Source organism: Paenibacillus sp. FSL H7-0714 (genome assembly GCF_038003765.1).
Lineage (GTDB): Bacteria > Bacillota > Bacilli > Paenibacillales > Paenibacillaceae > Paenibacillus_AQ.
In genome coordinates, this window is sequence record NZ_JBBOPT010000001.1 from 3,997,832 (window position 1) to 4,019,193 (window position 21,362).

The following is a 21,362-nucleotide window of genomic DNA, read 5'->3' on the forward strand; positions in this document are numbered from 1 at the left end:
GTCAGGGACGAATGTGTCGTGATACCACCCTTATTCAACTGCCAGCTCAACATACAATCCATTCTGATTTGGCAATCCTCAAATCGGATAACGGTCGATTCCGGTAGCGGGTTAGTAGATACTATCGCTACAGCTACCAAGGCAGGATACCACTCACACGTGTTTGAGGAACCTTTCACCCGGTGGGTTCCCTCTCTATTCTAACGCTTCTTGAATCGTAGATCCTTGGTCAATGCTTTTATCATGTGAATAATGTATTTAATTTATATGATACTGATATCTACGTCAAGCATCGCTTGATTTAAAAAACCGTTTCTCCAGCAGGTAAACTGCTTTTGAAACGGCTTATTAGACAATTATTATCTTAACGTTTTAAACAAGAACGGTTGAACCCATCAGGTATTTATCCACTTCACGCGCAGCTTCGCGTCCTTCGTTGATGGCCCATACAACCAAGCTTTGACCACGTCTCATATCGCCAGCAGCAAATACTTTATCCACGTTCGTATTGAATTTACCATAACGAGCTTTCACATTGGAACGACGATCTGTCTCAAGATCAAGCTCTTGAATAATATCTTGTTCTGGCCCATCAAAACCGATGGCTATCAAAGCTAATTGAGCAGGATATACAGCTTCGGTACCTGGAACAGGTTGATAGATCTTACGACCTGTCTCATCCACGATCCGGCGGATCTGTACAGTATGCAGCTCTTTCAAGTTACCTTCATCATCACCAACAAATTTAGTAGTCATGATAGAGAACTCACGCGGGTCATCCCCAAATATGGCTTTAGCTTCTTCTTGCGCGTAGTCTAGGCTATATACATTCGGGAATTGTGGCCAAGGGTTAGCAATCGGATCACGCTGAAGAGGTGCTTTTTCATGTGTACCAAATTGAGTGATACTGCTGCAGCCATGACGAAGTGCTGTAGCAACACAGTCAGATCCAGTATCACCGCCACCCAAGACGATCACGTCTTTACCTTCAGCAGATACATAGTTGCCATCTTCAAGATTGGAATTCAAATAGCTCTTAATCGTACCATTTAAATAGTCCATGGCGTACATAACACCCTTAAGCTCACTGCCTTCAACGTTAAAACGACGCGCCTTTGTAGCGCCACCACACAGAACAACCGCATCATATTCATCCACTAGCTGTTGAGCAGGAATATCCTTGCCAATCTCTGTATTCACTACAAAATTAATACCTTCTGCAGCTAATAAATCTACACGACGTTGAACAACTCTCTTATCGAGTTTCATAGTAGGAATGCCATATGTCAGCAGTCCGCCGATGCGGTCACTGCGTTCAAATACAGTTACTGTATGTCCAGCCTTATTAAGTTGAGCTGCTGCTGCGAGTCCAGCAGGTCCAGAGCCTACGATTGCAATCTTTTTGCCTGTACGTTTCTCTGGAGGATTAGGTACAACCCAGCCTTCTTCAAAGCCCTTATCAATAATAGCTAGCTCAATGGTCTTAATGGTCACCGGCTGTCCAATTAGACCCACTGTGCAAGAGCCTTCGCAAGGAGCAGGACAAATGCTTCCAGTAAACTCAGGGAAATTATTCGTCTTATGCAGACGTTCCAGGGCTTCTTTCCAGAGTCCGCGGTACACCAAATTATTCCACTCTGGAATTAGATTATGAACTGGACAACCCGAGGTTCCTCCAGCCATATCAATTCCTGTATGACAATACGGCGTTCCGCAATCCATGCAGCGCGCTCCTTGTGTCTGAAGCTCGTCCTCGGATAAATGATGGTGGAACTCCTCCCAGTCTTTTACCCGCTGCTCAGGATCCCGATCACCTGGGAGCTGCCGTTTATACTCCATAAAACCTGTAGGTGTAGACATGTTTACGTTTCCCCCATCCGTTCTCTTCGTGTTGAAGTATAGTACATTGTAACATATTGCGGCTTCGTATGGTCGTGAGCAGCGCAATGAAGTACCTGCACATTCTATACCTGTAGATTATCATTTCTAATTTTAATTATAGTAGCACTCATTACTTTTGCACAGTAATGGATTAATCTACTGATTTTTTGTACTATTTCACATGTTATGTCAGAGAAAACGTTTTATTGCTATTCCGTACGTTCATAAACAAGAAAACGGTAATCATACGGATTCTTTTCATCACGAATTCCCTTCTTATTGGAAACCTCTTTCCATACACTCCAGTCAATATCAGGAAACCGGGTATTTCCTTCAAAATCCTGTTCAATTTGCGTTAACATCAACTTGTCAGCATACGGCAACATCAGCTTATAAATTTCCGCACCGCCGATCACCATCAGCTCATCGTCTTTTCTACCCTCGCTGAGAGCTTCCTCAAGTGTGTGTACAACCTTTGCACCTTCAGGAGCATAGTCAGTATCTCTAGTCATAATTAAGCTTGTTCTGCCCTTTAGAGGCTTCCCTCCGAGCGAATCCCACGTTTTGCGGCCCATAAGCATTCTCTTCCCCAGTGTTTCTGCTTTGAAATAAGCAAAATCAAGCGGTAAATGCCAAGGCATATCATTATCTTTTCCAATAACATGATTGGTGCCCATTGCCCATATTAAGCTAATACTCATGAAACACGCTCCTTCCTACCTATATAGATCAAAAATCTTGATAACCATTAATTTATACTGCGATCGGCGCTTTTATCGAAGGATGCGGATTGTATCCTTCAATGATAAGGTCTTCCAGCTCGATATCAAAAAGTGATTTCTGATTTGAATTAATAACCAATGTAGGCAATGGTCTTAAATCTCTTGATAATTGCTCTTTTACTTGATCAACATGGTTTGAATAGATATGTGCATCACTAATGCTATATACAAACTCGCCTACTTCTAGACCACACTCATGTGCTATTAAATGTGTAAGTAAGGAGTAAGACGGGATATTGAAGTTAGCTCCAAGAAAAGAGTCAGCGCTGCGCTGCAGCAAGTGACAGCTTAATTTACCATTTGCAACATAGAACTGGAACATAACGTGGCAAGGTGGTAACGCTGCTTTACTCCCTTTTGCCCCAGCATTTATAACATCTTCCGGGTTCCATGCGCTTACAATTAAACGACGAGAATCAGGATTTGTTTTGATCTGATGAATTACATCTTGTAATTGGTCAATGGATTCACCCGTAGAAGATGTCCAATTTCGCCATTGCTTACCATAAACATTCCCTAGGTCACCATGCTTCGCTGCGAACGCATCATCTTCTAAGACACGATCACAAAATGCTTTCATCTCTGCTTGATAAACTTGATTGAAGTCTTCATCAATTAAACAACGATTCCCGAAATCAGTCATATCTGGACCTGTATATTCGTCTGATTCAACCCATCTTTTGAAAGCCCATTCATCCCAAATATGATTATTATTTTTCAATAAATAACGAATGTTTGTGTCGCCTTTAATAAACCATAATAATTCACTTGCGATTAAACGGAACGGTGTCCGTTTTGTTGTAAATAATGGGAAGCCTTTTGATAAATCAAATCGCATTTGATAACCAAATACACTAATAGTACCCGTTCCGGTACGATCTTCTTTTTTTACACCATTATCTAAAATATATTGTAAAAAATTCAAATAGGTTTGTTCTAACTCATTATTCAAATTACTGCACCTCCGTAATATTTCACCTCATTTATTATATCTGAAAAATCCGATTTTTGTAGAAGGTAAGATATTTTTTAAATTTATTTAATAATCTGAGGAATTCACTACTCCGATATCCTTAACTCTACTCTAACCCCATAAGCACGAAGTGAGGCTTGTCCACCTACAGGAAAAGTAATCATAGGGGAGGTATGTCCAAAGTCCACGTTTGCAATGACAGGAATGTCTGATAGCTCTTCTTTCGAAGTTATGATTTTAATCAACAGTTCTTTAGTTATACGTGATCCTTGTTGGAATCTGCCAATAACCAATCCTTTAACATGCTGAAAATCTGGTTGATGAATCAGCGATTGTAAATCCCTATCAAAGGTTGCAGGCGATGACTCATAATCATCCTCAAGAAATAATATCGAATTTTTTAAACTTGGCATATACTCCGTTCCCTGCAAAAGATTTAATGTACAGAGGTTCCCACCGATAATTGTCCCTTTCGCTTCTCCATCATTGATAATGAACGGACCTTCATTTCTGATAAATACACGGTTCTCCTGATCCAGATACCACTCATCATCACTCCAATGCTTCGAAGGCCTCACCACTATTTCTTTGGTGTCCATCATCAGCTTACGGAAATATTCGGTGGTATATTCATTGTCGTGAAGCATTGCGAAGCTAGAAAAATGTGGTCCTGAATATGTAACTAATCCTGTTTTAGCATAGATTGCATTACTTAAAGCAGTAATATCCGAATACCCGCATAATCGTTTAGGATGCTCTGCAATGATGGAATAGTCGATATAACGTAGCAGTTGATTGCTATTAAAGCCTCCAATGGTCGTAAGAATCCCTTTAACATTCGGATCTAAAAAAGCTTCGTGCAAATCCTCTATTCTAGAATCGATCGATGAGGAAACAAAATCATCCTTCTCAAAAGAATTTACGGAAAATGATATCCGAAAACCTAATTTTTGTAGCTGTTCTTTGGCAATTTTCCTTTGTTCAGCAGCGATTAACGACAGACTTCTGGCAGGTGAGATGATTCGCAACTCATCACCAGGCTTTAACTTATTGGGTTTCATCATTTGTCCCCCCTATATAAGTTTTTAAAATACGGATGAATGATTTTATAGTGTATTCGCTCAAATTGTTTCATCTCCTCCCATTATATCTTTTTTCAAAAAAGTGGAAAACTCAAAAAGGCGAAACGCAAATGCGTTCCGCCTTTCAGTGCCTGCTAGAGCAATTGGGTAGAGAAATTATTTCATTACGTGAATAGGATGACCTTCAACCAGTTCAGCAGCTTCCATGACGATTTCGCCAAGGGTTGGATGCGCATGAATAGTCAAAGCGATATCTTCAAGTGTTGCGCCCATTTCAATTGCCAAACCAAGTTCAGCGATCAAGTTAGAAGCTTCGATACCAACGATTTGTGCACCAAGCACAAGATTGTTTTCGGAGTTAGCAACAATTTTGATGAAACCTTCTGGGCTGTTCAAAGATACGGCGCGGCCATTCCCTGCAAATGGGAACTTACCAGCTTTCACTTTGTAGCCTTTGTCTTTCGCTTCTTTCTCAGTCAAACCAACGCTTGAGCACTCAGGATCTGTAAACACAACTGCTGGGATGACTTTGTAGTCAACAACAGATGTAAGTCCTGCAATCGCTTCTGCGGCAATCTTACCTTCGTAAGAAGCTTTGTGAGCCAACGCCAGACCTGGAACAACGTCGCCGATAGCGAAGATGTTAGGAATGCTTGTGCGACCTTGGTGATCGACTTTGATCAATCCACGCTCGTCGAGCTCAAGACCGATCAGGTCTAGTCCAAGTTCACCATCAGTGTTAGGACGACGGCCTACAGTTACAAGCAAGTAATCCGCAGTAACTTCTTTGGATTCGCCACCAACAGAATATTTCACGGTAACTTCCTTGTCGTTCTGTACAGCACTTTCAGCTTTAGCGTTAGTTACGATTTCGATGCCAGTTTTAGCCATGTTTTTCGCAACAAGGCGAGTCATATCTTTATCAAAGCCTGGAAGTACAGTATCCAAACCTTCGATGATTGTTACTTTAGTACCGAATTTGGAGTACATTTGGCCAAGCTCAGCGCCGATGTAACCACCACCGATTACGATCATGCTCTTCGGAATTTCTGGAAGCTCAAGAGCTTCAGTCGAAGACAGAATGCGTCCACCGAATGGGAAAGGTTTGAGTTCAATCGGACGGGAACCTGTAGCAATGATACAGTGTTTGAAGCGGTAACGTGGGGATTCATGATCATTGAACACACGTGCTTCTGTGTCGCTGATAAACATGCATTCGCCGTTAAATACTTCAATTTTGTTGCCTTTCATCAAGCTAGTCACGCCGCTAGTCATTTTCTTAACTACGCCGTTTTTGAACTCTTGAGTTTTAGCAAAATCCACTTTAACGTTCTCAGCAGTAACACCGAAAACTTCACCATGCTTAGCAGATTCGAACTGATGTGCAGCAGCAATCAGTGCTTTAGAAGGAATACATCCACGGTTCAAACATACACCGCCGAGTTCCGATTTATCCACGATGAGGACTTTTTGGCCGAGCTGGGCGGCACGAATTGCCGCCACATACCCACCAGGACCTGCACCAATGACCAATGTGTCAATATCTAGAGAAGCGTCTCCTACTACCATAATTATACCTCCATAACCAGCAGCTCAGGATTATTGAGCAGCGATTTAATGTAGTTCATAAAGTTTTGAGCAGTCGCACCATCGATAATACGGTGGTCAAAGCTGAGTGACAACGCCATTACAGGAGCAACTACGATTTCACCATTCTTAACTACTGCTTTTTCACTGATACGGCCAGTTCCGAGGATAGCCACTTCAGGGAAGTTAATGATTGGAGTAAAGAACATACCGCCAGCAGAACCAATGTTACTGATGGAGATCGTGCTGCCCTTCATTTCGTTAGCAGACAATTTACCGTCACGACCACGAACTGCAAGGTCAGTGATGCTGCTAGCGATCATCCAGATGCTCTTACGGTCAGCATCTTTGATAACTGGAACGATCAAGCCGTTTGGTGTATCAGTAGCGATACCGATGTTGTAGTATTTCTTGTAAACAATCTCGCCTGCTTCTTCATCAATCATAGCGTTAAGCGCCGGGAATTGACGGGAAGCTGCAACCAATGCTTTAACAATGAACGGAAGGTAAGTAACCTTAACGCCTTTTTTCTCAGCGATTGGTTTCATACGTGTACGGAATGCTACCAGTTCAGTAACATCTACTTCGTCCATAATTGTAACGTGCGGTGCAGTGTAAGCCGATTTAACCATTGCATTGGCGATCGCTTTACGAATGCCCTTGTAAGGTACACGTTCTTCTTCAAGACTAACATTACCGCTCGCTGCTGCAGATGTTGCTTTAGCTTCAGTTTTAGCAGCCTTAGGAGCTTCAGAAGCTGCCGCTGCAGGTGTTGCCGCTGCCGCAGGTGCTGAACCACCTTTCAAGAATGCTTCAACGTCTTCACGAGTGATTTTGCCGCCTTTTCCAGTTCCGTTCACTTTAGAGATATCCACTTTTTGCTCACGAGCAAATTTACGAACGCTTGGTGTAGCCAACACATCACGGTCAGGCGCAGGTGCTGCACTAACAGATCCACCTTGTTTAGCATCAGATGGGCTAGTTGCTGCAGGGGAAGAAGTGGTATTTGCACTTCCTTTTGCTGCATCTGCTTCTGCGGAAGCATGACCTGCTTGTTCAGGAACGTCACCTTCTGCAGCAATGATAGCTACAACATCGCCAACACGGCATACTTGACCATCTTTAGTCAGAACTTCCAACACAGTACCGTTCACTGGACAAGGAACTTCAACTACTGCCTTGTCATTTTGAACTTCCATGATGATATCATCATCGGTTACTTTGTCACCGGCTTTGATATGCATTTTGATGATTTCACCTTCATGCAGACCTTCACCCAATTCTGGGAACCGATATTCAAAGTTCGCTGATTTAGCATTCGCAGGAGCTGGTGCAGCAGGTGCAGGTGCAGCTGGAGCTTCTTCAGCAGCATGGCCTTCTTGCTCAGGCACGTCGCCCTCAGCTTCGATAATAGCTACAACTTCGCCAACACGGCAAACTTGGCCATCTTTAGTCAAAACTTCCAACACGGTACCGTTCACTGGACAAGGCACCTCAACTACCGCCTTATCATTTTGAACTTCCATTACGATATCATCATCCGTTACCTTGTCACCGGCTTTGATATGCATTTTGATGATTTCACCTTCATGCAAACCTTCACCTAGTTCAGGGAATCGGTATTCAAACTTTGCCACTTTGAAAACCTCCTTGTGAAATTGGGACTGATCTTATGGTTAGAATTCAGAAGAAGAAACGACGTTGTCATCCATAAAGGATGACAACCGTTTCTCATAGAAAAAAATATTTTAGAAATCCAAAACTTTCTTCACGCCTGCAATAATACGCGCAGGGTTTGGAAGCCATGTATCTTCAATTTGTGCGAATGGATATACTGTGTCCGGACCTGCGATCCGAAGAACAGGTGCTTCCAAGTGCAGCAATGCTTTTTCGTTAATTTGCGCAATAACCTCAGCAGCAACACCGGAGCTCTTTTGAGCTTCTTGTACTACGATAGCACGGTTAGTCTTCTTCACAGACGCTACAATAGTGTCGATGTCGATTGGACTTACAGTACGAAGGTCAATAATTTCAACGTTAATGCCTTCTTTTTCGAGTTGCTCGGCTGCTTTGGTAGCTGTATGTACCATCAGCCCGTAAGTAATGATAGATACATCAGCACCTTCACGTACTACGTTAGCTTTGCCAAGTTCAACAGTGTATTCACCTTCTGGCACTTCAGCACGGAATGCATGGTAAAGGTTCAAATGCTCCATGAAGAATACAGGGTCATTGTCGCGGATAGACGCGATAAGAAGTCCCTTAGCATCATATGGGTTTGAAGGAATTACTACTTTAATACCCGGGCTTTGTGCAATCAAACCTTCGAGTGAATCTGTATGAAGCTCAGCAGCCTTAACTCCGCCACCAAAAGGAGTACGGAATACGATTGGAGCATTATATTTACCGCCAGAACGCCAGCGCAGACGTGCCGCTTGAACAACGATCTGATCAAGTGCTTCAAAGATAAAACCAACGAATTGAATTTCTGCAATTGGGCGGAAGCCTTGTACACCAAGACCAAATGCCAGACCACCGATAGCGGACTCAGCTAGTGGAGTATCAAAAATACGATCTTCGCCAAATTCCTTTTGCAGCCCTTCCGTTACACGGAAAACGCCACCTACATTACCAACATCCTCTCCGAAGATAAGAACGTTAGGGTCACGATTCAGTTCAACGCGCATCGCGTCGCGGATCGCTTCTTTCATATTCATTTGTGCCATTGCCTGATATCCCCCTTATTCAAAATCGGCTTTTTGCTCTTCCAGATGTTTAGGTGTTACTTCGAACATGCTGTCGATCAAGCCAGGTATAGTCATTTTTTCGGTTTGTTCAGCTTTTTTAATCTGCTCGTTAACAGTAGCTTTCGCTTCGTCTTTCACGCGCAGCGTATCTTCTTCAGTCCAAAGACCTTTCTTCTCCAAATACTTGGCAAGACGGTTGATTGGATCCTTTTCGCTCCATTGTCCTTCTTCTTCTTTCGAACGATATTTACTTGCATCGTCAGAAAGGGAGTGTGGACGGAAACGGTAAGTTACAGCTTCGATCAATGTAGCACCTTCGCCATTACGTGCACGCTCAGCAGCGTCACGAACAGCACTGATTACTGCAAAGATGTCCATGCCGTCAACTTTAATTCCCGGGATACCAGCTGCAACCGCTTTGTGAGCGATCGATTTGGAAGCTGTTTGTTTTGCGAATGGAGTCGTAATCGCGTAACCGTTGTTTTGAACAAAGAAGATAACAGGCAGTTTAAAGCGACCAGCAAAGTTCAAGCCTTCATAGAAGTCGCCTTCAGAAGAACCGCCATCACCAGTGTAAGTAATTGCAACACTCTTTTGTTTCTTCAATTTAAAGCCCATTGCAATTCCTGTAGCGTGCAGGATTTGCGCGCCGATGATAATTTGTGGCATCAATACATTAACGCCATCAGGAATAGCTCCACCATGTTGGTGTCCACGGGAATATAAGAATGCTTGGTACAATGGAAGTCCGTGCCATACTAGCTGCGGAATATCACGGTAGCCTGGGCATAAGAAGTCTTCTTTCTCCAAAGCGTACTCGCTACCAATCATAGTAGCTTCTTGACCGGATACCGGTGCGTAGAAACCAAGACGGCCTTGACGACCAAGATTTACTGCACGATCATCCCAAGTACGGGTAAATACCATACGATACATAATTTCTTTCAGTTGATCGTCGGTTAAATCAGGCATTTTATCCTTGTTGATAATTTCTCCATCCGGGGAAAGTACCGTTAGAGCCTCGACGTCCTCTGTATACACTTCATAAGGAACTTTACTCATTATCTTCACCTCAATAAAAAAATTTGAATATCAGCTGCCTCTGTTATAATATTATTATACACCTGTTTGGTTACTTTCGTCAAAGAAATACTTATAAAATTTATATTCCTTTAAATTTTGTATGTATAACAGGTGATTTATTTTTATATAACAGTTTAAAGCTTTTGGAACAAGTAAATGATTAATCACACAGTTACTCAGCTATTCATTTTAGAGCAAACCGTTGTGCATTGCAAAATTCGACAAGAAAGGTGACGTGGCAACTATGAGCGATTCTGTTTTTCTGAAACGCACAATTGTAAAAGAAACGCTTTGGAGTAAACATCTGCAGGAGGAACGTAAATTACGCATCTATCTCCCTCCCGGCTACAACGAAGTCTTGAGCTACCCAGTGGTGTACTGCCAAGACGGCGAAGAGTTCTTTAACTTTGGCCGCATCGCTACACTCGCTGGACGTCTTATTATAGAAGAAGACGTGGAGCCCTTCATCATTGTTGGTGTCGAAGTAGACGTCGCTGTTCGCACTCAAGAATACGCTCCTTTTGGCAGCAGATTCAAGCAGTACTTATCTTGCTTTTCCGAAGAGATTATTCCCTTCATTGAACAAAAATATCCTGTGCGCCGTACTCCGGACGAACGAATCTTAGCAGGTGACTCCCTTGGGGGCAGTGTATCGCTCCATCTTGCACTTGCTTATCCTGCGATCTTCACACGTATCATCAGCCTTTCCGGTGCATTCTATCCTGAATCCCGCGACATGCTGGCTAAAGAAGAGGATCTCTCCTGGCTCAACATTAATATGGTCGTTGGTCTGCAGGAAACAGACTACAAAACGGATACTGGCATTTATGATTTTGTTCAGATGAATCGAGAAACAAAAACATTGCTTGAATCACGCGGAGCAACCGTATCCTACCGAGAGAAAGACGGACTTCATCTCTGGGGTTTCTGGCAGAAAGAGCTACCAGAATCTCTACTCTATTTCTTAAACGCATAATGACCTATTGATAGTAGTAAATAGTGAACATCTAAAGAACAGTATGTAGATTACTTGATTGCGCTTACAGTTAAATCCAGCAATTTCCCTCGATTTACCATATGAATCATACAGAGAGAGCTGTAATCCGAATGGGTTACAGCTTTTCTCTTATCATTCTTTCCAGCAATATGTCACAGCCCGCGTTGATCAAATCATATACCTGTTCAAAATTACCTGTAAAATACGGATCCGGCACTTCGCGCAGCTCCTCCTCAGGCAATAAATCCATGAAGAACATTAGCTCGGCGTCTTTCCCGCCTGGAATCTTTCGAACATTCTCTCCATTAGACTTGTCCATGCAGACGATATAGTCAAATTTTTGAAAATCTTCACTGTCGACTAGCCGCGCTAACATGTTCTCATAGCTAATGTCGTTCTGATCAAGGATACGTCTTGTTCCTTCATGCGGCTCTTTTCCTATATGCCAATCTCCAGTTCCCGCTGAGTCTACAAGAATCTTATCAGATAGTTCTCTTTCATTAATCTTATGCCGCAGAACAGCCTCCGCCATTGGTGATCGACAAATATTACCCAGACATACAAACAGTACTCTTACGATTTCGTTCACCTCCCAGTTGTTAAACCTAATTATATGTGAATTTATACTCAAAAGATCGCACACTCTCATTTTAGCGTTCTCGAGGTCAATTGTGCAACCTTTCGATCTGCATTATACTGGACAGGATACTCAACAAGAGGTTTAAGAGGAGGAATGGATGTTATGTCATCCAAACGAGTCGTAATTTTTGCAGGTGGAGAACTGTCTCCAGAATATTTCAACCTATTAGATGAAGATGATTTTATTATCGGTGCGGATCAGGGAGCGCTATTTCTCATTTCACACGGATATACACCAGATATAGCAGTAGGTGATTTTGATTCCGTTTCGCCTGAAGCGCTTCAAGATATTGAATCCAAAAGCAAGAAGACTATCACCTGTGATGCCGTGAACAAAGATTTGACAGATAGTGAGATGGCGCTAGATATTGCGATGGATCAGCAACCCGATTCTATTCTACTATTAGGTGTTACAGGTACTCGAATTGACCACTCCCTGGCTAGCATTCAAATGATGACAAGAGCCCTACAACGTCAAATCAACTGCTATGTCATGGACACGCATAACTATATAACCCTTACAGGATCCCAAGCAGTTATCAACGATTTAGGCTATACCTACGTTTCTTTACTGCCTTTAACCCCAGAAGTATCGGGTATTACCTTAGAAGGATTTCAATATCCATTGACTAACGCTACACTAAAGCTTGGACAATCACTTGGTGTGAGTAACAAACTGGTTTCATCCTCAGGGACGGTTACCATTCGAAGTGGATTGTTGCTGATCATTCAGAGTAAAGACTAGATACATAGAGATCATGTTTAACGTAAAAATGCTACTTTTTTATAGTTTAGAAACATCATTGTAACTTTTATCTCAAATTCGAAAAAGCCGTAAAAACCCTTTTGTACCAAGGGTTTTCCGGCTTTTTTAAGATCCTATTACATCAAATTATTAATTTTTTGTAACTTTTAATGAATTTTTAATAAAACGCTTACAACCCATATCCAGCCTCACTTTATTGCACCTCTTCCAATTTTTATGTCATAGATAACCTGCTATACTACGAATCAGGCAAGCAAGACAGACAAACACAACAACAAAGACTAACACCTTGGAGGTAATACAACATGAATAAACAACAATGGATTAAAAAAGCGATTGTTATAGGTATGGTTACTACAATGGGCTTGGGTACAATGATGGCAACAGGCGTAGGCGCAACGAAAGTTGAAGCAGCTTCCGTATCTAAAGGTCAAAGCGTAGTGAATCTCGGGAAGAAATATATGGGAGTGCCTTACAAGTTCGGTGCATCCACTTCTACTACTAAAGTTTTTGACTGCTCTTCTTTTACAAAATACATCTTTAAACAATATAACGTAACACTGCCTCGTACGGCTGCAGCGCAATCAAAAGTAGGAACAGCCGTATCTAAAGCGAATCTTCGTGTAGGCGATCTCGTATTCTTCTCCAGCGGTAGCAGAGCAACTGGTAAAAACGTAACTCACGTTGCTGTTTATGCCGGCAATGGTAAAATTCTGCACACTTACGGCAAACCTGGTGTTACGATTTCCGATCTTAACTCCGGTACTTGGAAAAAAACATATTTAAAGGCTCGCCGCGTACTGTAAACAACGACTCTGTAGTAGAGTTCTAACTATAATAGAGAAATAGTCTCAGGATGTGGTGCCGCCTTCGGGCGCCCTCATTACATATCCTGTTCCGCGAACGGTGTGAATCAACTTGTTCCGGTGACCTTTATCCATTTTCAAACGGATATGTCTGATGTAAACATCTACAACATTGGTATCTGCGTGAAATTGGTAACCCCATACTTCCTTAAGTATCTCGATGCGAGAGCATATCATTCCTTGGTTCGCAGCGAGATAATACAATAGATCAAATTCTTTGGGTGTCATTTTTAACTCGATCCCGTCGCGACTTACAAACCTGCGGCTGGGATCGAGCATTAAACCATCGACTCTCAGTATTTGATTTAAATTTCGACGCCGTCCAGTAAGGGTTAACAAATTTAGAATTCTGTGTTTGAATTCACCGGTATGTAAAGGCTTTGTCATATATTCATTACCCCCGGCTGAGAACGCCGAAACTGCCCCAGTTCCAGATTCAGATTGTTCACCGGAAATCACCATTACCGGTAGTATCATCCCCTCAGCTCTTACAGCGGAAATTATGTCCCAGCCTTCCCAAGTCCCCACCTCGCATAACTCAGCAAGCAGCAGTACCGGTTCTACTTTTGATATGGATAAGCGGAGATCCTCGGGATCTTCGCTTTTTGTTGCTTCAAGTCCAATATCTTGTAGCACACTTTCTATAACGGTTCGATCTTCTTCTCCACTACTGCTATCAGCCATATACCATATTATTTGCTCAATCACAAAGTTCCCCCATATCCATATGACTTGCACCAGCATCACTGCGGTACGTATAGAATTCCCGGAAAACAAAAAGACCATTCCTAAGGAATGGCCTAAACACCTATTTACAGCTTCTTTATCCAAAATATCGATGATAAAAGCTCCGAGCAGCAGCAATATCTTTTGTCCCATGAATCAACGCTCTACCATCCGCAAAAATTACTAACCGATAAGGCCCTTCTATAAAAGAAACCAGATAAGAGTTGCTGTCCACACTTCCGCTTCCTAAACGAGACAAACGATCCGCAGTTTCCTGCAAGTTAAGCTTCTGTGGTCTCGCAGGTCGAATTTGTACTGTATCCCTTCCACAAAGAACATCGCCTCGTTCGGTATTCGCTGCCATTAGATAGGGATAGATCGGATGACTCCCACAAGAAGGGCAGTTTTTCTTTTTGGCAGCTTTCACTCCAATTTCATGGTATTCATTCCGCCACACATCAAACGTTAACAGTTTGTTTCTTAATTGTTCTTTACGCTTACCTAGTAGTTTCAGCGCCTCTGCCGTTGCATTTGCCGTAACTAGTTGTACTGCTTGCGGAAGTATACCTGCGGTATCACAGGTATCACCTCCTAGCGGTACTGTACCTAGAAGACAATGGAGACATGGAGTTTCTCCTGGCAAAATCGTATAGGTTATTCCATAACTGCCTACACATGCACCATAGATCCAAGGAATACCGTGCTTTTGCGCCATATCATTAATAATGAGCCGAGTATCAAAATTGTCTGTACCATCCATGATCAGATCAACCCCTGAAACAAGCCCTTCCAACTCTTCGGCACGAACATCTATAACATAGGCTTCAATAACGACCTCAGAATTAATCTGTTGAAGTCTGCGCTGCGCAGCAGCAGCCTTAGGCATACGTTCAATAGCATCTACCTCAGTATAGAGCTGTTGCCTCTGAAGGTTACTCCACTCTACATAATCACGGTCAGCTAAAATAATTTTGCCTACCCCGCAGCGTACCAGCGTCTCTGCAATCCCTGTACCAAGCGCACCTGCTCCCACTACTAAAACACTAGACTGCGCGAGCCCTTCTTGTCCCTCTGCTCCAAATGGCGCAAATCGCACCTGACGAGAATAACGATCTTCACGACCATCTGTATGAATCATTCGGTTTCCCTCCCCTTATCCAAAAACCGGAGAACAGCAGATCGTCTGCTATTCCCCGGGAGTATGATGATTCTATACTTGTACTGCTGACCACTGTTCAACATCCCAAATTTTCGTAACCCAATCTTCATAGAAATCAGGTTCATGGGAGACGAGCAGGACTGTGCCTTTATATTCTTGTAATGCCCGCTTCAGCTCTGCCTTGGCAATAACATCAAGGTGATTGGTAGGTTCATCGAACAGAACCCAGTTGCTCTCACGCATCAACAGCTTACAGAGACGGACCTTAGCTTGTTCGCCACCACTCAGCATGCTAAGCGGTCGGGTAATATGCTCATTTTTCAGACCACATCGAGCTAGATGTCCACGCACTTCATTCTGAGTTAGACTAGAAAATTCATTCCAGACATCCTCAATAGGTGTAAGATTAGCTGCTTTCACTTCTTGTTGGAAATACGCTGAGTTCAGATAATCTCCTAGATAGGTTTTACCGCTATACGTAGGAATCACGCCAAGAATAGTCTTCAGTAGCGTCGATTTACCGACACCATTGCAACCAGTTATAGCGATCTTCTCTCCACGTTCAATGGTCATGTTCAGCATAGGTAGAAGCGGACGGTCGTAACCAATCTCGAAATCAATGCCTTCGAAGACTGTTTTCCCGCTGGCCCGACTTTCTTTAAACTTAAAGGTAGGTTTTGCAGCTTCTTCTGGTCGATCAATTCGATCCATACGATCCAGCTGTTTCTCACGGCTCTTCGCCCGTCCAGATGTGGAGGCACGAGCTTTGTTACGCTGAATGAAATCCTCTTGTTTCTTAATAAAATCCTGTTGTTTCTCATAAGCATCTATGTGTTGGATCTTATTCATCTCGGCCATATTCAGGAATTTCTCGTAGTTCGCAGTGTATCGAGTAAGTTTACCGAACTCCAGGTGATAGACCACATTTACGACTTTATTCATGAATTCCGTATCATGAGAGATCAATATAAATGCATATGGATATTGCTTCAAATAGTTAGTTAACCAGTCGATATGCTCAACATCCAAATAGTTAGTAGGCTCATCCAGCAATAGTACATTCGGTTTCTCAAGTAGAAGCTTCGCCAACAGAACTTTTGTGCGCTGACCCCCACTTAGTGAAGCGACATCACGGTCAAGTCCAATAACGGATAGGCCAAGACCATTCGCCATTTCCTCCACTTTTACATCAATAAGATAAAAATCTCCGATGTCCAGCTGTTCCTGAATGTCCCCCATTTGCTCGAGTAACATCTCTAACTCTTCAGGAGAAGCGTCGCCCATCTTTTCAGTTATAGTTAGCATTTCCTGTTCCAGCTCTAAAAGTGGCAAGAAAGCGTCCTTCAATACATCACGGATGGTTTTCCCTGGCGTTAAGATCGTATGCTGATCCAAGTAACCGTAACGGACGCGAGGCGTCCACTCTACTTTTCCACTATCCTTCAACAGTTTTCCAGTCAAAATATTCATAAGCGTCGATTTCCCTACGCCATTTGCTCCTACGATTCCTACATGCTCACCCGGTAACAACCGGAAAGAAACATTTTTAAACAACGTCCGATCCCCAAAATTGTGGGAAACGTCTTCTACACTAAGTAAACTCATAAATTCTCCGCAAGCTCCTGTCTATACTTAAATAATGCGTAATAAGAAGAAACGACGTTGTGGTCTTTTAAAGACGACAAACGTTTCTCGTAAAAATATAAGGATAAAGTATAGTGTGAAGCTTATACTTTCTTATATTTCAAGCAGAAACGTCTTCGGCGTCCCTATAGGACGGTAAGCGTTCATGCAAGAAATATAAAGATAAAGTATAGTGTAAAACTTATACTTTCTTATATTTTTCAAAACACGTATAAATATATATTTTAACACACTTTAATGCAACACTGAACTAAAAGTTAGTTGAGTGAAAAGAGGAAGCATAGAGAACCGCTTTATTCAGCCTTTCTTTTGAAAAAAACTACGGCTTTTCCCCTTACTGGGTACATCTAAAACTCCCTCAAACATTTCATTGATCACTTCTACCAACTTCCCCTTAGGCTTGAATGGATCTTGCTGAAAAGGTAGTCCATAAATCTTATCTGTACCTATAGCGGTCTGCAACAGTTGTACAGTTGAGCGTTCTGCGAGTGGTAACCCCACCCTCCAATTCGTTTCAGGCTGTAACCTTTTACGCCTAAGCCACACTAGTAAATCTTCGAGTCGCCAATCTGCACCAGAAGTAATTAGAATCGGCATATCGCTATATTTGAACTCATCAAGCGCCCCTTCATATTCCCCAACGCCAAGATCCAACACTACAAATTGATAATCCCCTCTCAGCAAATCAGCCATTTTTCCGTGAATAGGACGTTTCCAATAATGCACCCCTTTCCATGAAAAAGCAGATATCTCATCCTTGGATGCAACATTTGTAATCTGTGTATGTAACATGCTGCGAATGCGTTCATAAACCGATGAATCAGGAGAAAAATCAACCCATGCAGTTGCCCCCTTCTGTGCAAGTAAGCTACTCGCTGCGAATGAAGTATGTGTTGTTCCAAGACCTGAAGCAACTCCGAGTATGGTAATGACCATCGCTTTTCGCTTTTCGAGAGAGCGTGGGACTGAATTAGTAAAATCATTTCCTCTATCCATTTCAGATTCCATACGAATTAGTGCCTGTAGAACTGCTTCTGCATTCTGATAACGCTCCTCAGCGTGATGTCGTAATAAGCGTCTTATGATTGGAATAATGCCAGATGGCATATGGTTATAAAGCCTATTCTCCATCCCAAACTCCCATTGACTACATTGCCCTCCAGTTGCCATATAGAGAATTAATGCTCCTAGTCCATATAAATCGGATACCGGCTGACTCTGCCCACTTCCATATTGCTCAGGTGCCGCGAAGCCAACCGTACCAAGCTTAACCGTATCTTCAGAGATACCGTGTTTGTAGCTTCGTGCGATCCCAAAGTCAATTAACATCAGCTCTTTTTGCAGTGTCAACATGATATTTGAAGGCTTTAGATCACGATAGATAATCGGTGGTTGATGACTATGCAAATATTGAAGGACTTCTAAAAGCTGTTTAGCCGCCTGAATGATGAAGTCACTTGGCAAAGGTCCGGGATTATCCTTCATTAGCTGACTCAAGCTCACACCTTCAATATAGTCCAAGATTAAATAGGAATACCCTTCTCGATCTGGAAGATAGAAATCGATAATACGCGGCAATCGTGGGTGATCTAGTGTAATTAACATATCGGCTTCCGCTTGGATGTCAGAATGCAGCTCATCTAAGCATAAGCTTTCTTTTACAGCCCATCGTTTACCCTTTAGACGCAAATCTTCCGCAAGATAAACATTACTCATCCCACCTGAACCAATATGGCCCGTAATTCTGTATCTGTCATCAATAACCTGTCCAATCTTAAGTTTCGTCTCAAAATGCAATTTAACTCCTCCTTTTCGCAATAAAAAAAGAGAAAGCTTCCGCCATTAATGTTCTTACCGCAAAATACGGTTAACATTAATAACGGGATACTTTCCCTTAGAAATTTTAAATTTGTTTTATTAGTATTTAATCATATAAAGTGTGATCTCATCACGATTATGGAACAGCTGCTTTGCACGCTGAATCTGCATGCGCTCCCCTTCAAACATCGCAATAATTTCTTTGATCATCGCAAGTGGTTTCTTATGCATTAGTTTTACGGTCACAATGGCTGTTCCACCCGGTGACAGACTGTGGAGTAACCCTGTTACTAGCTTCGCCATCAGCTTAGGACTCCAGCTCATATCGCACACGAGCAGATCAAATTCATTGTCCCGGAATTTCACTTCTCCTGCGTTTTTACGAAGAATTTTCAAGCCCGGATAATTACGAAGGGACTCATGCATTAACGCAGGGTCAACCGCCGTAACCTTCATTCCGCGTTCCAGTAAGAAAGAAGTCCACCCACCTGGAGAAGCACCAATATCTAACGCATTACGGAAGCTGTAAAAAGGAATATCAAACTCCTTCTCGGCTTCCATTAGTTTGAACTTGGCACGCGAGATTTGTCCATCCTCCTTACGGAAACGGATGGCACCGCCATTCCAGCTAGATAAATTCGCTTCTGGTCTGGACACACCTGCATATAAGGCATTCCCGTCTGCGTAGACTGAAATAACCCAGGCTGGATCTTGCACAGTAAATTCTGCGCCTAAGTTCTGCAATTGCTCTTGGAGCCATTCACGAAGTTCTCCTGGACTGTCCTGCCAGAAGGAAGGATCACCTTTACGAACATTTAGGGATACCTTTTCACCCACAAGCTCAGTGTGGCGACTTAAATACACCGCCAAACGCTGTAGAGCTTCCATGGTTCCTTCATCCTGAAACTGAACAGGTTGTATATGACGCAGGAAAATGGGAAGATTCTGTGTGAGTAGGCGCGTTACTTCCTCTGGTTCAGATTGCAATGTAGCCAGAAAGATTTCTCCTGGTAGTAACAAGGTACTCTTCACAGCACCGAATAAACGGCGAAGCTCTTCTTGCGCATAAGGCGCAAATCCGTGATTAGCTGTACAAATATATCGGGAATACACTTCTTCTTCCGGAGCAATGTTCTGCTCTTCGGTATCTTGTCTTAAATCGTTCAAATCGTTTTGCCTCCAGGTCTAATTTTAATCCAGGGACGACCGCTAACCCATTCAACATCAACAGGAATATCATAAGTGGCCAAGATCATTTCTTTCGTTAATACTTCTTCTTTCGGTCCAGATCCAGCTAGCTTACCTTCACGGATTAAAGCAACATGCGTGAAAAGCGGGACAATTTCTTCCACATGGTGAGTTACGTATACTACAGAAACATTACGCTGTCTCAGCTTGTCTATTTCAGCCAGCATTTTTTCCCTTTCATATAGATCAAGGCCGGCACATGGCTCGTCCATAATTAATAGCTTAGGGTCAGCCATAAGACATCTTGCCAGCATAGCTTTTTTACGTTCCCCCTGTGACAAGGTCCCAAAAGGATGAAATGCCATATTGCCTAGATTCATATCTTCCAGCATGCTGATCGCTTTCTCTTTTACTTCGGTGGGGATCGTCTCGTAGAAACGCAAATAAGCGTAAGCACCTGTTGCTACGACCTCCCACACCGGATCATTTAATGACATCTTTTCCATCAAGGAAGGCCCGATATAGCCAATTTCTTTACGAACCTCACGTATATCACATTGTCCATATTTATAACCCAGCACTTCTACAGTCCCTTTGCTAGGAAACAAATAACCAGTCATCATCTCTAAAATTGTGGTTTTACCAGAGCCATTCCGTCCCAAAATGACCCAGTTCTCACCTTCTTTAACTTCTAGCGACACATCGTCCAAGATTAAGCTTTCTTCCCTGCGGAGAGATAAATGTTGTAATGAAATGATTATGATATAACACTCCTTATGTATTCCAGCACTCGCTCAACTGAAACCATGGAATAATAAACTTTCGGATCATTTTCCCGTTCTGCAGAAGCTACAAGTAGTGCAGGAACGCTCGTAATACGATATTGTTGTACCAAATTCGGCAGCATGTTCACATTGCCTGCAACCATTTGAAGTTCAGCAGGCAATAGATGAGCCGCCACCTCTAACATCCGTTCAGCAGCCTTACAAGTACCGCACAGTGGAGTGTGTAAGAATACTACAAGCGGTTCTCCTGAACTCTTGAGCGCCTCCAGTAATTCCACTTCATTCATTACCTTCATTTCAAGTCCGTCTCCTCGGCGATATCGCGAAGCTTATCAGAACTCAGGGGACCATTTACCAAAAGCATCCCCTCAGGTTTAGCAGTATATAAGATCTCATACATTTCTTTTCGCCCCCACAGACTGGAAGTGTGCAAATAGATTTCTCGGGGGAACAGTCCTTCCAGTACGATCCGTCTGGCAACTTCTCCACCCGAATAATCACCCGGTCCCATATCGTAATCCAGTGATAAAATATCCACCTCGCACTCACGCAGCATTAGAAGACATTCTTCCGTCGAACGAGCCAGAGCGAACCCTTTAGGTACCTTTCGAAGATCATCCATATAGATATGAATCACAA

At 42.7% G+C, this 21,362-nt stretch carries 20 protein-coding genes; 3 read left to right on the forward strand and 17 right to left on the reverse strand.

Going from position 1 to position 21,362, the window contains the following annotated elements:
• Positions 1-372: 372 nt before the first annotated feature.
• The 8 genes from NST34_RS17765 to pdhA all read right to left on the reverse strand — a co-directional run bounded on the left by NST34_RS17765 (position 373) and on the right by pdhA (position 10,114).
• Positions 373-1,860 (reverse strand): glutamate synthase subunit beta, encoded by a 1,488-nt coding sequence (locus NST34_RS17765; protein WP_042188798.1) that lies wholly within the window; start codon positions 1,858-1,860, stop codon positions 373-375.
• A gap of 230 nt (positions 1,861-2,090) precedes the next feature.
• Entirely contained in the window at positions 2,091-2,582 is a 492-nt protein-coding gene (locus NST34_RS17770) for a dihydrofolate reductase (RefSeq protein ID WP_042188800.1), read from the reverse strand.
• Between the two features lie 52 nt (positions 2,583-2,634).
• Entirely contained in the window at positions 2,635-3,615 is a 981-nt protein-coding gene (locus NST34_RS17775; RefSeq protein ID WP_341128449.1) for a thymidylate synthase, read from the reverse strand.
• Positions 3,616-3,722: 107 nt separating this feature from the next.
• Positions 3,723-4,697 (reverse strand): S66 family peptidase, encoded by a 975-nt coding sequence (locus tag NST34_RS17780; protein ID WP_076298742.1) that lies wholly within the window; start codon positions 4,695-4,697, stop codon positions 3,723-3,725.
• A 177-nt stretch (positions 4,698-4,874) separates the two neighbouring features.
• Entirely contained in the window at positions 4,875-6,287 is a 1,413-nt protein-coding gene (lpdA, locus tag NST34_RS17785) for a dihydrolipoyl dehydrogenase (RefSeq protein WP_042188806.1), read from the reverse strand.
• Positions 6,288-6,289: 2 nt separating this feature from the next.
• Positions 6,290-7,942 (reverse strand): 2-oxo acid dehydrogenase subunit E2, encoded by a 1,653-nt coding sequence (locus NST34_RS17790; RefSeq protein ID WP_076283552.1) that lies wholly within the window; start codon positions 7,940-7,942, stop codon positions 6,290-6,292.
• A gap of 111 nt (positions 7,943-8,053) precedes the next feature.
• Positions 8,054-9,031, reverse strand: coding sequence for an alpha-ketoacid dehydrogenase subunit beta (locus tag NST34_RS17795; RefSeq protein ID WP_042188810.1), 978 nt, complete (start codon positions 9,029-9,031; stop codon positions 8,054-8,056).
• A gap of 15 nt (positions 9,032-9,046) precedes the next feature.
• Positions 9,047-10,114, reverse strand: coding sequence for a pyruvate dehydrogenase (acetyl-transferring) E1 component subunit alpha (gene pdhA, locus NST34_RS17800; RefSeq protein ID WP_042188812.1), 1,068 nt, complete (start codon positions 10,112-10,114; stop codon positions 9,047-9,049).
• Between the two features lie 265 nt (positions 10,115-10,379).
• Between pdhA and NST34_RS17805 the strand changes: the two genes are divergently transcribed.
• Positions 10,380-11,111, forward strand: coding sequence for an alpha/beta hydrolase (locus NST34_RS17805; protein ID WP_076298745.1), 732 nt, complete (start codon positions 10,380-10,382; stop codon positions 11,109-11,111).
• A gap of 136 nt (positions 11,112-11,247) precedes the next feature.
• On the opposite strand, the gene NST34_RS17810 is transcribed toward NST34_RS17805, so the two are convergent.
• Positions 11,248-11,712, reverse strand: coding sequence for a low molecular weight protein-tyrosine-phosphatase (locus NST34_RS17810; RefSeq protein ID WP_076283779.1), 465 nt, complete (start codon positions 11,710-11,712; stop codon positions 11,248-11,250).
• Between the two features lie 162 nt (positions 11,713-11,874).
• On the opposite strand from NST34_RS17810, the gene NST34_RS17815 reads away from it, so the two are divergent.
• Together NST34_RS17815 and NST34_RS17820 are read left to right on the forward strand one after the other, a co-directional pair.
• Positions 11,875-12,516 carry a thiamine diphosphokinase gene (locus NST34_RS17815; protein ID WP_076283550.1) on the forward strand — a complete coding sequence of 214 codons (642 nt, stop codon included), beginning with the start codon at positions 11,875-11,877 and terminating at the stop codon, positions 12,514-12,516.
• 326 nt (positions 12,517-12,842) lie between these two features.
• Positions 12,843-13,343: a C40 family peptidase gene (locus tag NST34_RS17820; RefSeq protein WP_076283549.1), complete on the forward strand. Its 501-nt coding sequence runs from the start codon at positions 12,843-12,845 to the stop codon at positions 13,341-13,343.
• Positions 13,344-13,388: 45 nt separating this feature from the next.
• Here the strand turns inward: NST34_RS17820 and NST34_RS17825 are convergent, their stop codons facing one another.
• The 8 genes from NST34_RS17825 to NST34_RS17860 all read right to left on the reverse strand — a co-directional run bounded on the left by NST34_RS17825 (position 13,389) and on the right by NST34_RS17860 (position 21,360).
• Positions 13,389-14,282 (reverse strand): response regulator transcription factor, encoded by an 894-nt coding sequence (locus NST34_RS17825; RefSeq protein ID WP_341128450.1) that lies wholly within the window; start codon positions 14,280-14,282, stop codon positions 13,389-13,391.
• Positions 14,227-15,267 carry a ThiF family adenylyltransferase gene (locus tag NST34_RS17830; RefSeq protein WP_341128451.1) on the reverse strand — a complete coding sequence of 347 codons (1,041 nt, stop codon included), beginning with the start codon at positions 15,265-15,267 and terminating at the stop codon, positions 14,227-14,229. Before NST34_RS17830 ends, NST34_RS17825 begins: the two co-directional genes overlap by 56 nt.
• A 72-nt stretch (positions 15,268-15,339) precedes the next feature.
• Positions 15,340-16,893, reverse strand: coding sequence for an ABC-F family ATP-binding cassette domain-containing protein (locus NST34_RS17835; RefSeq protein ID WP_042188823.1), 1,554 nt, complete (start codon positions 16,891-16,893; stop codon positions 15,340-15,342).
• Between the two features lie 336 nt (positions 16,894-17,229).
• Positions 17,230-18,729 (reverse strand): serine/threonine protein kinase, encoded by a 1,500-nt coding sequence (locus NST34_RS17840; protein WP_341128452.1) that lies wholly within the window; start codon positions 18,727-18,729, stop codon positions 17,230-17,232.
• 120 nt (positions 18,730-18,849) lie between these two features.
• Positions 18,850-19,917 carry an SAM-dependent methyltransferase gene (locus tag NST34_RS17845; protein WP_042188827.1) on the reverse strand — a complete coding sequence of 356 codons (1,068 nt, stop codon included), beginning with the start codon at positions 19,915-19,917 and terminating at the stop codon, positions 18,850-18,852.
• On the reverse strand, positions 19,914-20,696 hold the full coding sequence (locus tag NST34_RS17850) for an ABC transporter ATP-binding protein (protein ID WP_341129565.1): 783 nt from the start codon (positions 20,694-20,696) through the stop codon (positions 19,914-19,916). The genes NST34_RS17845 and NST34_RS17850 overlap by 4 nt, the downstream gene beginning before the upstream one ends.
• Positions 20,696-21,019: a thioredoxin family protein gene (locus NST34_RS17855; protein WP_231573284.1), complete on the reverse strand. Its 324-nt coding sequence runs from the start codon at positions 21,017-21,019 to the stop codon at positions 20,696-20,698. Before NST34_RS17855 ends, NST34_RS17850 begins: the two co-directional genes overlap by 1 nt.
• Positions 21,016-21,360: a cyclic-phosphate processing receiver domain-containing protein gene (locus NST34_RS17860; protein WP_042188830.1), complete on the reverse strand. Its 345-nt coding sequence runs from the start codon at positions 21,358-21,360 to the stop codon at positions 21,016-21,018. The genes NST34_RS17855 and NST34_RS17860 overlap by 4 nt, the downstream gene beginning before the upstream one ends.
• Between the last annotated feature and the right edge of the window lie 2 nt (positions 21,361-21,362).

Bases quoted from the DNA above. Each gene is read 5' to 3' on its own strand.
- NST34_RS17805 (WP_076298745.1), top strand. From the start codon at position 10,380: ATGAGCGATTCTGTTTTTCTGAAACGCACAATTGTAAAAGAAACGCTT.
- NST34_RS17795 (WP_042188810.1), bottom strand. From the start codon at position 9,031: ATGGCACAAATGAATATGAAAGAAGCGATCCGCGACGCGATGCGCGTT.
- NST34_RS17770 (WP_042188800.1), bottom strand. From the start codon at position 2,582: ATGAGTATTAGCTTAATATGGGCAATGGGCACCAATCATGTTATTGGA.
- NST34_RS17835 (WP_042188823.1), bottom strand. From the start codon at position 16,893: ATGAGTTTACTTAGTGTAGAAGACGTTTCCCACAATTTTGGGGATCGG.
- NST34_RS17830 (WP_341128451.1), bottom strand. From the start codon at position 15,267: ATGATTCATACAGATGGTCGTGAAGATCGTTATTCTCGTCAGGTGCGA.
- NST34_RS17815 (WP_076283550.1), top strand. From the start codon at position 11,875: ATGTCATCCAAACGAGTCGTAATTTTTGCAGGTGGAGAACTGTCTCCA.
- NST34_RS17780 (WP_076298742.1), bottom strand. From the start codon at position 4,697: ATGAAACCCAATAAGTTAAAGCCTGGTGATGAGTTGCGAATCATCTCA.
- pdhA (WP_042188812.1), bottom strand. From the start codon at position 10,114: ATGAGTAAAGTTCCTTATGAAGTGTATACAGAGGACGTCGAGGCTCTA.
- NST34_RS17820 (WP_076283549.1), top strand. From the start codon at position 12,843: ATGAATAAACAACAATGGATTAAAAAAGCGATTGTTATAGGTATGGTT.
- NST34_RS17765 (WP_042188798.1), bottom strand. From the start codon at position 1,860: ATGTCTACACCTACAGGTTTTATGGAGTATAAACGGCAGCTCCCAGGT.
- NST34_RS17825 (WP_341128450.1), bottom strand. From the start codon at position 14,282: ATGGGACAAAAGATATTGCTGCTGCTCGGAGCTTTTATCATCGATATT.
- NST34_RS17855 (WP_231573284.1), bottom strand. From the start codon at position 21,019: ATGAAGGTAATGAATGAAGTGGAATTACTGGAGGCGCTCAAGAGTTCA.
- lpdA (WP_042188806.1), bottom strand. From the start codon at position 6,287: ATGGTAGTAGGAGACGCTTCTCTAGATATTGACACATTGGTCATTGGT.